The following is a 13,817-nucleotide window of genomic DNA, read 5'->3' as shown; positions in this document are numbered from 1 at the left end:
GATCGGAAACCACCCTCCCGAGGGGGTCGCGCACCACCTCCACCACCCGGACGCCACCTTCGCACCGCCTGGAGGCCAGGCGCCGGCACGAGACCACCCACTCCTCGGAGGAGTGAATTCAGCCACCAAGGGGGCAGAGCCGCCCAGCTCAGCGAATCTGGCCTCGGAACGTTTCGCGCAATGGAAAACGATCCACCCACCCGGGCGTATTCCCGCCTGTCGAACCATTGGAGCTCCGCGAACCGAAGCGCTTTTTCCAAAATTCAGAGCTCGCCGAATACGAGTTCAATCGAACTTGCACGCGATTGTGTACCAGGAGTGCACAACGGACCGCACCTTCGTCCGGTAAATTAGCTCGAACAGGTGTTTGATCTTTGGCTTCATGCCGTCTACTGTGGAGAAAGTGGAGAAGCACCATTTGCAGAGCAATGAGGTGCCATGATCAAGGAGGGTAGCGGTGACGAGACATATGACGGACTCGATCCCGGACCAGGTGGCAACCCCTGAGCAGAAACAGGACGGGACGCAACAACCCCTGCCCGAACAGACGCAGCGCACCGAAGAGCTCACCGAGCGGCAGCGCAAAGTGCTCGAAGCCATTCAGAACTGGATGAACGAGCACGGCTACCCGCCCAGCGTCCGGGAAATCGGCGATGCCGTGGGACTCACCTCCACCTCCTCGGTGGCGTACCAGCTCCGAGTTCTGGAGCGGAAGGGCTACCTGCGCCGCGATCCGCACCGGCCGCGCACCGTGGGAGTCCTGGTGGCGAACGGCGAGGAAGCCTCTCCCGAACTGACCCAGCGGACCAAGCCCGCATACGTGCCCGTGGTGGGCCGGATCGCCGCCGGTGGCCCGATCCTCGCCGAGGAATCCATCGAAGACGTCTTCCCCCTGCCGAAGGAGATCGTGGGAGACGGAAACCTCTTCTTGCTGCAAGTCGTCGGCGACTCCATGATCGACTTGGCCATCACCGACGGCGACTGGGTGGCAGTTCGACAGCAGCCGGACGCCGAGAACGGCGACGTGGTGGCCGCGATGATCGACGGAGAAGCCACGGTCAAGACGTTCAAGCGCACTGAGGACCACATCTGGCTGGTGCCGCACAACCAGGCGTACGAGCCGATCCTCGGCGACAACGCGACGATCTTGGGCAAGGTCGTGGCTGTCCTGCGGCGCCTGTGACGCTGGGGTCAGCTGTTCCCGCCCCGGAAACGGCGCCGAAGAACCAGGAGCAACGCAGCCACTGCACCTGCCACGACCAGCGGCAGAGCAGAAGATCCCGCGGACGAGTCCGGCGCACCAGCAGCAGGCTTCTCCTGCTGAACGGGCTGCCGGTCGGGGACACCCTGCTGTTCAGCAGCCTTTCGTCCAATGTCCGCAGCTGCCGGGATGATCCGCACCGGCTGGTTCCCCTCCGAAGCGGAAAGCAACGACCCGTCCGGCTGCCACGCGATGGCTTCCCCCTGCAGCTCTCCGGGAAGCGCGATTCGAGCAGGCCGTCGCTGCAGAGCAGCGAGCACATCCTTGTCCGGAGCGTGATACAGGTACACCTCGGTGTAAGTGCGAATTGCGATCAGCGTGCCGTCTTCGCTGACCGATCCTCCGGTCACCGTTTTCGTCCCCAACCCGGCCTTGATCGGCCCTCCCGGAGTGTTGGTGACCGGAAGGTCGAGTGAAGCCACCCGCTGCAACGGAACGGCCCGGTTCTCGTCGAGGGCTTCGGTGGGCCGATAGACACCTGCGGCCCCGAAGTACTCCTTGGTCACGATGAACGGCGTTCCGGCGGCGTCGAGGAGCAACGCCTCGGCGTCGTGCGGACCATCCGGGTACTCGAGCCGGAAGAGCTCCACCTCGCCGGAAGGACGCAGCACGTGCAGTGCCACGTTCTCCCGGCGCAGCTTGTTGTCCCCGGTGTCGGCCAGCCACAGCGACCCGTCGGCTGCCAATGCCAGATCCTCCACGTCGTAGGGATCGACATCCGCTGACCGCACGTCGCGCACCGAGCAATCCGCCGGGTCGAGTTCCACGACCCGCAACGCGCTGCCCCCGTCGCCGACCGCGTACCAGGTCTCCCCGTCCGAAGCCAGGCCGGACAACTCCGCCAGCCGGCTGTCCGCAACCACGCAGTGCTGCTGGAACGCTCCTTCCTGAGCAGCAGCCGTCCCGGGAAGCGCTCCGGAGATCAGCACGGCCGCGAGGGCCGTGCTGAAGCTCGCCAGCCTCACACCGAAGAAGCCGCGAACGGGCGCAGCACCCCCGCCAGGTCGGGCCGCACTTTCGCCCGCAGCCGCGTTCCCTCCGGGGTGTGCTCCGCGTCCAGCACCTCTCCCTCGGCGTGCACCCGGGACACCAGCTCACCTCGGGAGTAGGGCACCAAGACGTCCACCAGGACGTCCGGCCGCGGAAGTCGGTCGGCGATCACCTCGCGGAGCTCTTCGATGCCTTCCCCGCTGTGCGCGGAAACGAAGACGGCTTCGGGGAACAGCCTGCGCAGCTCCACCATCTTGGTGGCGTCGAGGGAGTCGGTCTTGTTGACCACCAGCAGCTCCGGCGGCATCGAAGTCCCGTACTCCTCGGCGATCTCCGCCAGCACCTGCCGGACCGCCGCCACCTGTGCCTGCGGTGCCGCTTCCGCACCGTCGACCACGTGCAGGAGCAGGTCAGCCCGGCCCGCCTCCTCCAGGGTGGAGCGGAAGGCCTCCACGAGCTGGTGCGGCAAATGCCTGACGAACCCGACCGTGTCGGTGAGGGTGTACGGGCGGTTGTCCGGGGTCACCGCCCGGCGGGTCGTCGGGTCCAGGGTGGCGAACAGGGCGTCCTCCACCAGCACCCCGGCACCGGTGAGGGCGTTGAGCAAGCTCGACTTCCCCGCGTTGGTGTAACCGACGATCGCCACGCCGGGAACCGCGTTCGCCTCCCGACGACCGCGCTTGGTCTCCCGGATGCGGCGCATCTCGGCCAGTTCCTTGCGGAGCTTGCTGATCCGCTTGTGGATCCGCCGCCGGTCGGTTTCGAGCTTGGTCTCACCGGGACCACGGGTACCGACACCACCGGTCGCACCACCGGCACGCCCACCGGCCTGGCGGGACATCGCCTCACCCCAACCGCGCAGGCGAGGCAGGAAGTACTGCAGCTGAGCCAGTTCGACCTGGGCCTTGCCCTCTTTGGAACGAGCGTGCTGGGCGAAGATGTCGAGGATCAGCGCGGTGCGGTCGATGACCTTGACCTTCAGCTTCTCCTCGAGTTGCCGCAGCTGGCCAGGCGAGAGCTCGCCGTCGCAGATGACGGTGTCCGCTCCGGTGGACAACACGATGTCCCGCAGTTCGCGGACCTTGCCCGAACCGATGTAGGTGGCAGGGTCGGGACGCGAGCGGCGCTGGATCAACCCCTCCAGCACTTGGGAGCCGGCGGTCTCGGCCAGCCGGGCGAGCTCCGCCAGGGAAGCCTCAGCTTGTTCGACTTCCCCTTCGGTCCACACCCCGACCAGGACGACGCGCTCCAGGCGGAGCCGCCGGTATTCGACCTCGGTGATGTCCGAGAGTTCGGTGGAAAGCCCTGCTACGCGGCGGAGCGAAGCCCGGGCAGCTCGTTCCAGCTCGCCGGTGGACGGCTCGTCACCGAGAACGAGTTCGTGCTCGTGGGCCGCGGGCTCAGCGAGCTCGACGGCGACAGGCCAGGTCGTTTTCTTCATATCGATGCCATTGTCCCATGCAGCGCCAGCGAATTTCGCACTTTTCGATCGCAAATAACTCCTCGTGGTCAGGCGGTTCTCGACAACGGAGCACCGCGCCGAGAAGGCCTTCTCCAAACAGCTGTCACCGGCAATGGCTGCAACGAAACCCCCGCCCCCGGGATTCCCGGTTTCTGCGGAGCGGAAATCGACGATGTCACCTGCTCGGGAAAGGGGAACGGCGTCTCGCCGCGGCGACGTGCAGCACGCAGCGCAGCCGCGAGGTGGCAGCCCGCGGAAGGATCAGGCAGCAGCCCACCACTGCCGGTCGAGCTGGCCGGAAGCCACCAGCACTGCCGGCCCGGTGAGCATGACCGTTTCCGGAGTCACCTCCACCTCGACCACGCCGCCGGGGATCTGCACCGCGCAGCGCCCGGTCTCGGCACCGCGGGAGCGCAAAGCGGCAACCGTGGCCGCCACCGTTCCGGTTCCGCAGGAGCGGGTCTCCCCCACCCCGCGCTCGTGCACCCGCATCCGCACCCGGTCCGGGCCCACCGGGCGCACGAACTCGACGTTGACCCCGTGGGGGAACACCGCTGGGTCGTGCGGCGGCGGCGTGGTGAGGTCGAGGGAGTCTATGTCAGCGCTGGTCACGCACGCGAGGTGCGGGTTGCCGACGTCAACGGCCACCCCGGAGAACTCGACCCCGGAGACTTCGGTGGCGGACTCGCCGAAGACCTTGGCCGGCCCCATGTCCACCGTCACCCGGCCACCACCGTGCGCGGTGACGAAGCGCGTTCCCGCGCGGGTGCCGATCACCAGCTCGCCCGGTTCCGCGAGCCCCGCCTGCACCAGGTAGTGGACGAACACCCGCACGCCGTTGCCGCACATCTCGGCCACCGAACCGTCGGCGTTGCGGTAGTCCATGAACCACAGGTCTGCCGGAACGTCGGCGGGCGCGTCCTCGAGCGCACCGGTGCGGACGACCCGCAGGACACCATCCGCCCCGAGCCCGCGGCGCCGGTCGCACAGCGCCTGCACCCTGCTCTCGGTCAGCTCGAGCTCGCCACCGGGGTCGGGCAGGATGACGAAGTCGTTCTCGGTGCCGTGGCCTTTCAGGTACTGGGGCCCCTGGGGTAGTCGCACGCCCCCAGTCTACGTAGTCACCTTCGCCAGAACGCCGGACATCAGCGCTTCGTCCGCGGCGTCGAACCAGACGATCCGGCGGTCCCGGCGGAACCAGGAGCGCTGCCTGCGGACGAAGCGCCGGGTCAGCCGGGCGGTTTCCGCAGCGGCCGCCGCCATGTCGCCGCCGCTTTCGAGTTCGTCCAGCACCTGCTGGTAGCCCAGGGCTCGGCTGGCGGTGCGCCCCTCCCGCAGCCCTTCCCGCTCCAGGCGGCGCACCTCGTCCACCAGACCGGCGTCGAACATGCGGGCCACGCGCTTGTCAACGCGCTCGTCCAGTTCACCGACCGGGCGGTCGAGCCCGATCAGCACCGCCGAGTAGCGGGGTTCTCCGGGCTTCGGCAGGTGGGCCGAGAACGGCTTGCCGGTGATCTCGATGACCTCCAGCGCGCGAACTACGCGGCGTCCGTTGCTCGGCAGGATCGCCTCCGCCGCAGCCGGGTCGAGCTCCCGCAGCTGTTCGTGCAGCTTGCCCGGCCCCACCGCGTGCAGCTTCGCCTCGTACTTGGCCCGCACCTCCGGGTCGGTACCGGGGAAGGAGAGCTCGTCGATCACCGACTGGACGTACAGTCCGGATCCGCCGGCCAGGATGGGCGTCCGGCCGCGGGCCAGGATCTCCTCGATGGTCCGCCGGGCCTGCCGCTGATAAGCGGCCACCGAAGCGGTTTCCCTGACGTGCAGCACGTCGAGCAGGTGGTGCGGCACTCCGCGGCGCTGCTCCTCGCTCAGCTTCGCCGTGCCGATGTCCATCCCGCGGTACAGCTGCATCGCGTCCGCGTTGACGACTTCCCCACCGATGGCCAAAGCCAGTTCCACGGCGAGGTCCGACTTCCCAGTGGCGGTGGGTCCGACGATTACCACCAGACGCGATGGAGACTGCACGTCTACGACCTTAAGCAGTATCCGCATCGCCCCGTCAGCGGTACCGGGTCCACACAGCGACGTGGTAGGAGACCCCGAAAGGGGTCGCCGAGTACAGCAGGTCACCTCGCCAGGGCACCCCGGACTGCCGAGCCAAGTGCGCCAGCACCTGCAGTCCCGCTCGTCCCTGCACGCCCAAGTCCGCGGCGAGCGCGGGGTCCATGGCGAGCAACGGATCCGGGTCCGCCGCGGCCAGGGCATCGCGGATCGAGGCGTCCAACGCGGCCGCACGGGAATCCGGCGGGCGCGGCGAGCGCTCGTCGCGGCAGTTCGTGCCGTCGGCGAGCACCAGCAGCGGCCGGTCCTGCTCGTCGAGCTCCCGGGCGATGTCGGCGCACTCGTCGGCGCTGGTGTCCGGATCCAGCAGCCGCATGTCGACGGCACGCGCACCGACCTGCCCGCGCAACCAGCCGGCGACCAGCGCGGGCAAGGGCAGCATCGGATCTGCCGGCTCGGTCTGCTCCGTCCCCAGCGCAACCCGGAGGTCCACGCCGAAGCCGGCGAACGTTCCCGTGGTCTCCGGGGCGAGTTCCGCCGGACCTGACCGATCTGCTCCGACAGCCACCCATTCGGCGGCGATTTCAGTCAGACTGGACACGGCACGCAAACAGGAGTTCCGCAGGTATTCGGTTTCGGCGCCGGCCCGTACGGTCAGGTCGGGAACCAGCAACGGCGGATACGGCACCACAGCTACACGGGTGATCACACCTGTGAAGGTAGAGGTATCGATCCAAGTGCTCATACCAGGGAGCGGGAACGAACCGCACCGGCGGGAAGACGTGGTCTCCCACCCCCTGCCCGCCGTACCTGAACAGGTGACAATTGACAATGAGCCTGTGCAGGTCACGGGGCGCGGACACCAGCCGCTTTCGCCGGCCGGTTCGCAAGTTGGACACAGGTTCGTGAAAGCGAGTTCCGATTCGCGTCCTGACCTGTTTAAATGCGCCAGCGATGTCCGGGCGGAACAAATGTCCGGACCGAGGGTTGCTAGGCCCCGCCAGTGCGGGGCGCCCGTGTCTGGCACGGGCACGAGAGCGGGCACGCTAGGAGGAAGCCGGCCATGACGCACCAAGACACGACCCCTGAGGCGGTCGCCCACCAGGCGTCCGCGGATTCCACCACCGGCACCCCCGGGTCGCTTTCGGCTGCGCCCGCGGTACCACGTGCCTCAGCAGATCCCGCCAAGTGGGGGCGTGTGGACGCTGACGGCACGGTGTACGTCTTCACCGGGGACGGCGAGCGAGCGGTCGGCTCCTGGCAAGCCGGGGAACCAAGCGAAGGCCTCGCGCACTTCGCGCGCAGGTTCGACGACCTGCTCACCGAAGTGGAACTGCTGGAAACCCGGATCAACACCCGTGCCGGCGATCCGAAGCAGACGCTCACCAGTGCCAAGCACCTGCGGGAAGGGCTGGACGACGCCGCGGTGGTCGGTGATCTGAGGTCACTGGTCGCGCGCGTGGAGCACGTCGTGGCCCGGGCCGAGCACGCTGTCGAGCAGGAGAAGCAGGAGCGGGAACGCGCCCGGGCGGAGCTCATCGCCCACAAGGAAGCCCTGGTCGAAGAGGCCGAGCAGATCGCTGCCGAGTCCACGCAGTGGAAGGCCGCCGGCGACCGGTTGCGGGAAATCGCGGAGGAGTGGAAGACCCTCCGCAAGGTCGACCGCAAGACCGAGGACCGGTTGTGGCGGCGGTTCGCCAAGGCGAGGGATGCGTTCAGCCGACGCCGCGGCTCGCACTTCGCCGAACTCGACCGGCAGCGGGCCGCCGCCAAGGCCCGCAAGCAGGAGCTGGTCGAAGAGGCCGAGTCGCTGACGGAATCGACCGACTGGGCGGGCACGGCCAGCCGCTACAAGCAGCTCATGGCCGAGTGGAAGGCCGCGGGCCGGGCCCCCAAGGACAGCGATGAGGCGCTCTGGCAGCGGTTCCGGGCTGCTCAGGACCGCTTCTTCAAGCGCCGTTCGGAAGCGTTCGCGGAGCGGGACGCCGAGTACGCGGCCAACGCGAAGCTGAAGGAAGAGCTGTTGGCCGAGGCCGAGCGCATCGACCCGGATGCGGACCTGAAGGCCGCTCAGGCGCAGCTGCAGCAGATCCAGCAGCGGTGGGACGAGATCGGTCGGGTCCCGCGGGACCGGGTCCGGGAGCTGGAAGGCCGGTTGCGGGCCGTGGTCGACCGGGTCCGCTCCGCCGCGGAAGCGCAGTGGCGCCGCACCGACCCGCAAGCCCAGGCTCGGGTCGAGCAGTTCCGGGAGCGGGTCGAGCAGTTCGAGGCCCAGGCGAAGAAGGCCCGTGCTGCCGGCGACGAGCGCCGCGCCGAGGAAGCCGAGCAGCTGGCCGCCCAGTGGCGCGAGTGGCTGGCCACGGCGGAGCAGGCGCTCGCCACTCGCTGAACGACGTGATCGGCCGGGGTGGTGCGCACCGCCCCGGCCGCGGGTCTTGCGCCCCGCTCGTCACCGGGCGGGGCGTTCTGCTGCTCGCCGAGCTGGTCAGCTGCGGGACCAGGCGATGCGCACCCAGCTGACGGCGAGCACCACCATGCAGATCAGCGCTATGACGAGACCGATGGACGGGCCCCCGTAAACACTGGTCTGCCGCGACCAGATGGCGATCATTCCTTCGAAGGCGACCATCGTGTCGAGCGCTGCGGCCAGGAAGGCGACCACCCAGCGCCGGGTCACCAAGGCCAGGACTCCCACGCCGACGCCCGCGATCGTCGAGTTGATCGCGAACAGTCGGGGCAGCAGACCGACGTCCAGCACCGGGTCGGTCTGCCCGCTCAACACCTGCCAGCCGGTGGCGTTGCCGATCCACGGCAGGAGCCAGGTCAGGATCAGCACCACGATCACCGCAGCGATGAGCACCGCCCGGACACCGGGGTCGAACTGCCGGAGGATGTCCCGCTCAGCGCGGGCGAGCTGGCGGCTGATCTCCTGGTCCGACTGGGTCGAACGCTCCTTCTCCTCGGGATTGTCGCTCAACAAGCACACCCCTGTTCGCTCTGCTGCGGCTTCGGCGCTCCGAAGGAGGGGAGGCCCAGGCTGACCCCCGCGGTCTTGGGCCGCTTGCCCTCCTCCCAGCGGTCGCCCGCGGTGGTGCGCCGGTGGGACAGGACGTCGGTGTCCGCCACCAGGTGGTGCGGTGCCGCTCGGGTGACCGTCGTGCGCACGATGTCGCCGGGCCTGATCTCACCGTCCACCGCGCCGGTGGGGGTGAAGTGCACCAGCCGCCCGTCCCTGGCGCGTCCCGTGAGGCGATGGGTCTCGTTGTCCTTGCGCCCCTCGCCTTCCGCCACCAGCAGTTCGACGGTCTGGCCGACCAGTTTCTTGTTCTCCTCCCAGGAGATCTCGTTCTGCAGGGCCACCAGCCGGTCGTACCGCTCCTGCACCACTTCCTTGGGCACCTGGTCCGGCATGTCCGCGGCGGGAGTGCCGGGCCGCTTGGAGTACTGGAAGGTGAAGGCGCTGCTGAACCGCGCCTGCCGGACGACTTCCAGGGTCTGTTCGAAGTCTTCTTCGGTTTCGCCGGGGAAGCCGACGATGATGTCGGTGGTGATCGCCGCGTGCGGCATCGCTTCCCGGACCTTGCCGAGGATGTTCAAGAACCGCTCGGAGCGGTAGGAGCGGCGCATCGCCTTGAGCACCCGGTCGGAGCCCGACTGCAGCGGCATGTGCAGCTGCGGGCAGACGTTGGGGGTCTCGGCCATGGCCGCGATCACGTCGTCGGTGAAGTCCCGCGGGTGCGGCGAGGTGAACCTCACCCGCTCCAGGCCCTCGATCTCCCCGCAGGCCCGCAGCAGTTTGCTGAAGGCGTAGCGGTCGCCGAACTCCACCCCGTAGGCGTTGACGTTCTGCCCGAGCAGGGTCACTTCCAGAACCCCCTCGGCCACCAGCGCCCGAACTTCGGCGAGGATCTCACCCGGCCGGCGGTCCTTCTCCTTGCCGCGCAGCGACGGCACGATGCAGAAGGTGCAGGTGTTGTTGCAGCCGACGGACACCGAGACCCAGCCGGAATAGGTGGACTCCCGCCGAGCCGGCAGCGTGGAGGGGAAGACTTCCAGCGACTCCAGGATCTCGACCTGGGCCTCTTGGTTGTGCCGGGCGCGTTCAAGCAGCACGGGGAGGGAACCCAGGTTGTGGGTGCCGAAGACCACGTCCACCCACGGGGCGCGCTTGACGATCGTCTCCCGGTCCTTCTGCGCCAGGCAGCCGCCGACCGCGATCTGCATCCCCGGGTTCTGCTCCTTGGCCGGGCGCATGTGACCGAGCGTTCCGTAAAGCCTGTTGTCGGCGTTCTCCCGCACCGCGCAGGTGTTGAACACGACCACGTCCGGTACGGCGCCTTCCGCTGCGCGCACGTATCCGGCGTCTTCCAGCATCCCTGCGAGCCGCTCGGAGTCGTGCACGTTCATCTGGCAGCCGTACGTGCGGATCTGGTAGGTTCGCGTGCTCACGGCTCCACCGTAACGCCTGGTGAGATCGCGGGTTCACCCGCCCGGAGCCGTCTCGACGAGCAGCGCGCGAGCCTCGCCGAGCGGCGCTGCGCCGCCTTCCTCCATCACCGCACCAGCGGAACGCGTTGCTCCGGAACCGCGGAGATCCGCGCAGCAATTCCGCCATCGGATTCATTGGAATAGGCCATTCGGCGGGGCAGCTCCTCCAGATTTTTGCAAAACGGCGACGGGAACTGGCCTATTGGCCAATTCGTCTGGACTATCCCCGGTACGCAGCTTAAGTTTCGACCATCGAACCAGTTCCTTTTGCCGGGAGAACGCAGAATGGCCGCAGCTGCCACGGACGTGCCGATGATCCGGATGTCCGGAGTGGATAAGTACTTCGGCGAGCTGCACGTGTTGCGGAATATCAATTTGACGATTCCGCGGGGGCAGGTCGCGGTCGTACTAGGACCGTCCGGGTCGGGCAAATCAACGCTGTGCCGGGCGGTGAACCGGCTGGAGCCGATCGACTCAGGACAGATCGAAATAGACGGAGTTCCACTGCCGTCGGAGGGGCGTGCGCTGGCCGAGCTGCGCGCGGACGTCGGCATGGTTTTCCAGCAGTTCAACCTGTTCGCGCACAAAACAATTCTGGAGAACGTCACGCTCGGCCCGATCAAGGTGCGCAAGCAGGACCGGGCCTCCGCCCGCGAGCTGGCGATGGAACTGCTGGACCGGGTCGGCATCGCCGACCAAGCGCAGAAGTACCCGGCGCAGCTGTCCGGTGGTCAACAGCAGCGAGCAGCCATCGCCCGGGCGCTGGCGATGAAGCCGAAAGTCATGATGTTCGACGAGCCGACTTCGGCGCTGGACCCGGAAATGGTCAACGAAGTGCTGGAAGTGATGACCAGCCTGGCCGCCGAGGGCATGACCATGCTCGTCGTCACGCACGAGATGGGATTCGCCCGACGGGCAGCCCACCGGGTGCTGTTCATGGCGGACGGCGAAATCGCCGAGGACGCTTCCCCGGAGCAATTCTTCACCTCCCCGGAAAGCGACCGCGCCAAGGACTTCCTGAGCAAGATCCTGACCCATTGAGGGGGACCAGTTCCCAGAGAGGGGCCACACATGCGAGCCAGAAGAACGCGACTGGTCGCAGCCCTGGCGGCATCGGTGGCGCTCGTGCTGAGCGCCTGCGGCGGGGGCGGCGGCGAGGACCAGCTCTCCGGGCCGTCCGTGGACGTCGAAGTCGACCAGGACGCGCAGTTCGAGCCCGGCACCACGATGGCCGAGCTCAACCAGCGGGGCACCATCCGGATCGGCACGAAGTACGACCAGCCGCTGTTCGGGGTGCGCGGGCTCGACGGTCAAATGCAGGGCTTCGACGTCGAGATCGGCAGGATCATCGCCGGCAAGCTGGGCATCCCGCCGGACCGGATCCAGTGGGTGGAGACCCCCAGCCAAACCCGTGAAGAGGTCCTCGAGCAGGACAAGGTCGACATGGTGATCGCCACCTACACCATCAACGACAACCGCAAGCAGCGGATCAGCTTCGCCGGTCCGTACTACGAAGCCGGCCAGGACCTGATGGTCAAGGCCGACGACAACACCATCACCGGCCCGGAGTCGCTGCGCCCCACCGGCGCCAAGGTCTGCTCGGTCACCGGCTCCACCCCCGCCGAGGAGATCAAGAAGTACGTCGACCCGGCCAACCTGGTGCTGTTCGACGTCTACTCGAAGTGCGCGGACGCGCTGCGCACCGGCCAAGTGCAGGCGGTCACCACGGACAACGTGATCCTGCTCGGCCTGGCCGAGCAGAGCGGCGGCCAGTTCAAGCTGGTGGAGAAGCCCTTCACCGAAGAGCCCTACGGAATCGGCATCAAGAAGGGCGACGTGCAGTTCTGCGAGTTCATCAACCAGACGCTCACCGAAGCGGCGCAGAGCGGCAAGTACGAGCAGGCGTGGAGGGCGACCGCGGGCAAGGTCGCCCAGCAGACCCCTCAGCTCCCCCAGCTGGATCCCTGCGTCTGACGTCCCGGAGACGGGTGCCGCGGAAGCGGCACCCGTCCGCATGGCCGGAGTGATTCGTGCAAGTCATCATCGACAACCTGCCGCTGTTCGCCAGCGGGCTGCTGCGCACCTTGCAGATCTCCTTCTACGCAGCGGTGATCGCCCTGGTCGTGGGCACCGTCATGGCCGCCTTCCGGGTGTCGCCGCTCCCCCCGCTGCGAGCGGTCGGCACCTCGTGGGTGACCGTGCTGCGCAACTGCCCGCTGACCGTGGTGCTGTTCTTCATGGCCTTCGGGCTGCCCGAGGTGGGTTTGAACGGCTCGTACTTCTGGTTCGGCACGATCGGTCTGGGCCTGTACACCTCGGCGTTCGTGTGCGAGGCGATCCGCAGCGGCATCAACGCCGTGCCAGCGGGCCAAGCGGAAGCCGCCAGGTCGATCGGGCTCACCTTCGGCCAGACCCTCTCCCTGGTGGTGCTCCCGCAGGCGGTGCGCATGGTCATCCCACCACTGGGCAACGTGCTGATCGCGATGATCAAGAACTCGGCCATCGCCGGTGCTTTCGGGGTGGGCGGTGACCTGTACTCGGTGGCGGCCACGCTGACCTCGGCCCAGGGGCTGGCCGCGCTTCCGGTGCTGACCGGGGTGGTCATCGGCTACCTGCTGCTGACCATTCCCTTCGGCCTGCTGCTCAACGTCGTGGAGCGGAAGGTGGCGGTGGTGCGATGACCAACACGGTCCTGTACGAGGCGCCCGGCCCGCGCGCCAGGCGGCGTTCCCGGATCGCCAGTGCGCTGGTCAGCGTTGCTCTGCTGGGTCTGCTGGCCTGGGTGCTGGTCCGCCTGGCCGAGCGGGGGCAGCTGTCGGCCGACCGCTGGGGACCGCTGATCAACCCGGCCGATCCCACCTTCTCCTCGCTGTGGCGGTTGTTGGGCCAGGCGCTGGGCAACACGCTGGTCGCGGCGGCTCTCGCGATGGTCTTCTCCCTGGTGATCGGCACGCTGCTGGCGGTCAGCCGGGTGGTCAGCGCGCCGTGGTACCGGTGGGCCATCGTCGGCGTGGTGGAGCTGCTGCGCGGCGTGCCCGTGGTGATCGCGATCTTCTTCGCCTACCGGGCGCTTCCGGAGTTCGGCATCGACCTGCCCACGCTGTGGTACCTGGTCATCGGTCTGACCGCCTACAACTCGGTGATCATCGCCGAGATCATGCGAGCCGGGATCCTCGCCGTGCCCAAGGGGCAGAGCGAGGCCGCCTACGCGATCGGGATGCGGCGCCACCAGGTGCTGGGGTCCATCCTGCTGCCCCAGGCGTTCCGCTCCATGCTGCCGGCCCTCATCAGCCAGCTGGTGGTCATCGTCAAGGACACCTCGCTGGGCTTCATCATCTCCTACTTCGAACTCGTCCGGCAGGCCCAGGTCATCGTGCAGAACCTGTTCAACCCGATCCAGGTCTACTTCACGATCGCGGTGATCTTCATCCTGATCAACTACGGGTTGAGCAAACTGGCGGTCTACGTGGAAAACCGGCTTAGCCGAGCCCGGCGGGGCGAAGTGGCCCAGCCCGGCGACCTCCAGCAGGCCGGCGCCGCGGGCGACTGAGCACT

At 67.9% G+C, this 13,817-nt stretch carries 13 protein-coding genes; 6 read left to right on the top strand and 7 right to left on the bottom strand.

Going from position 1 to position 13,817, the window contains the following annotated elements; translation table 11 throughout:
* Positions 1 to 457 precede the first annotated feature (457 nt).
* On the top strand, positions 458 to 1,183 hold the full coding sequence (gene lexA / locus SREC43747_RS0102715) for a transcriptional repressor LexA (RefSeq protein ID WP_236622992.1): 726 nt from the start codon (positions 458 to 460) through the stop codon (positions 1,181 to 1,183).
* 8 nt (positions 1,184 to 1,191) lie between these two features.
* Here the strand turns inward: lexA and SREC43747_RS0102710 are convergent, their stop codons facing one another.
* The 5 genes from SREC43747_RS0102710 to SREC43747_RS0102690 all read right to left on the bottom strand — a co-directional run bounded on the left by SREC43747_RS0102710 (position 1,192) and on the right by SREC43747_RS0102690 (position 6,375).
* Positions 1,192 to 2,226 carry an NHL repeat-containing protein gene (locus SREC43747_RS0102710; protein WP_236622991.1) on the bottom strand — a complete coding sequence of 345 codons (1,035 nt, stop codon included), beginning with the start codon at positions 2,224 to 2,226 and terminating at the stop codon, positions 1,192 to 1,194.
* On the bottom strand, positions 2,223 to 3,692 hold the full coding sequence (hflX, locus tag SREC43747_RS0102705; RefSeq protein WP_051387610.1) for a GTPase HflX: 1,470 nt from the start codon (positions 3,690 to 3,692) through the stop codon (positions 2,223 to 2,225). The genes SREC43747_RS0102710 and hflX overlap by 4 nt, the downstream gene beginning before the upstream one ends.
* A 282-nt stretch (positions 3,693 to 3,974) precedes the next feature.
* Entirely contained in the window at positions 3,975 to 4,817 is an 843-nt protein-coding gene (gene dapF, locus SREC43747_RS0102700; protein WP_029719620.1) for a diaminopimelate epimerase, read from the bottom strand.
* 9 nt (positions 4,818 to 4,826) lie between these two features.
* Positions 4,827 to 5,738: a tRNA (adenosine(37)-N6)-dimethylallyltransferase MiaA gene (gene miaA, locus SREC43747_RS0102695; protein ID WP_029719619.1), complete on the bottom strand. Its 912-nt coding sequence runs from the start codon at positions 5,736 to 5,738 to the stop codon at positions 4,827 to 4,829.
* Between the two features lie 34 nt (positions 5,739 to 5,772).
* Entirely contained in the window at positions 5,773 to 6,375 is a 603-nt protein-coding gene (locus SREC43747_RS0102690) for a class III extradiol ring-cleavage dioxygenase family protein (protein WP_306413761.1), read from the bottom strand.
* A 462-nt stretch (positions 6,376 to 6,837) separates the two neighbouring features.
* Here SREC43747_RS0102690 and SREC43747_RS0102685 point away from each other — a divergent pair, with 462 nt between their 5' ends.
* Positions 6,838 to 8,163: a DUF349 domain-containing protein gene (locus SREC43747_RS0102685; protein WP_029719617.1), complete on the top strand. Its 1,326-nt coding sequence runs from the start codon at positions 6,838 to 6,840 to the stop codon at positions 8,161 to 8,163.
* Positions 8,164 to 8,259: 96 nt separating this feature from the next.
* Here SREC43747_RS0102685 and SREC43747_RS0102680 read toward each other — a convergent pair whose 3' ends face one another.
* Complete coding sequence (locus tag SREC43747_RS0102680) at positions 8,260 to 8,751, bottom strand: Rv2732c family membrane protein (protein WP_029719616.1); 492 nt, start codon at positions 8,749 to 8,751, stop codon at positions 8,260 to 8,262.
* Positions 8,748 to 10,223, bottom strand: a complete 1,476-nt coding sequence (gene miaB, locus SREC43747_RS0102675; protein ID WP_029719615.1) for a tRNA (N6-isopentenyl adenosine(37)-C2)-methylthiotransferase MiaB — start codon at positions 10,221 to 10,223, stop codon at positions 8,748 to 8,750. The genes SREC43747_RS0102680 and miaB overlap by 4 nt, the downstream gene beginning before the upstream one ends.
* 351 nt (positions 10,224 to 10,574) lie before the next feature.
* Between miaB and SREC43747_RS0102670 the strand changes: the two genes are divergently transcribed.
* The 4 genes from SREC43747_RS0102670 to SREC43747_RS0102655 are packed head-to-tail and all read left to right on the top strand — an operon-like array spanning position 10,575 to position 13,812.
* Entirely contained in the window at positions 10,575 to 11,303 is a 729-nt protein-coding gene (locus SREC43747_RS0102670) for an amino acid ABC transporter ATP-binding protein (protein ID WP_201768612.1), read from the top strand.
* Positions 11,304 to 11,333: 30 nt separating this feature from the next.
* Complete coding sequence (locus SREC43747_RS0102665; RefSeq protein ID WP_029719613.1) at positions 11,334 to 12,236, top strand: glutamate ABC transporter substrate-binding protein; 903 nt, start codon at positions 11,334 to 11,336, stop codon at positions 12,234 to 12,236.
* A 56-nt stretch (positions 12,237 to 12,292) separates the two neighbouring features.
* Entirely contained in the window at positions 12,293 to 12,943 is a 651-nt protein-coding gene (locus SREC43747_RS0102660; RefSeq protein ID WP_029719612.1) for an amino acid ABC transporter permease, read from the top strand.
* Positions 12,940 to 13,812 (top strand): amino acid ABC transporter permease, encoded by an 873-nt coding sequence (locus tag SREC43747_RS0102655; protein WP_029719611.1) that lies wholly within the window; start codon positions 12,940 to 12,942, stop codon positions 13,810 to 13,812. Before SREC43747_RS0102660 ends, SREC43747_RS0102655 begins: the two co-directional genes overlap by 4 nt.
* Positions 13,813 to 13,817: the final 5 nt, after the last annotated feature.

The sequence above is a fragment of the Saccharopolyspora rectivirgula DSM 43747 genome (genome assembly GCF_000497205.1).
Lineage (GTDB): Bacteria > Actinomycetota > Actinomycetes > Mycobacteriales > Pseudonocardiaceae > Saccharopolyspora > Saccharopolyspora rectivirgula.
This window is presented reverse-complemented; position numbering and strand designations above follow the sequence as displayed.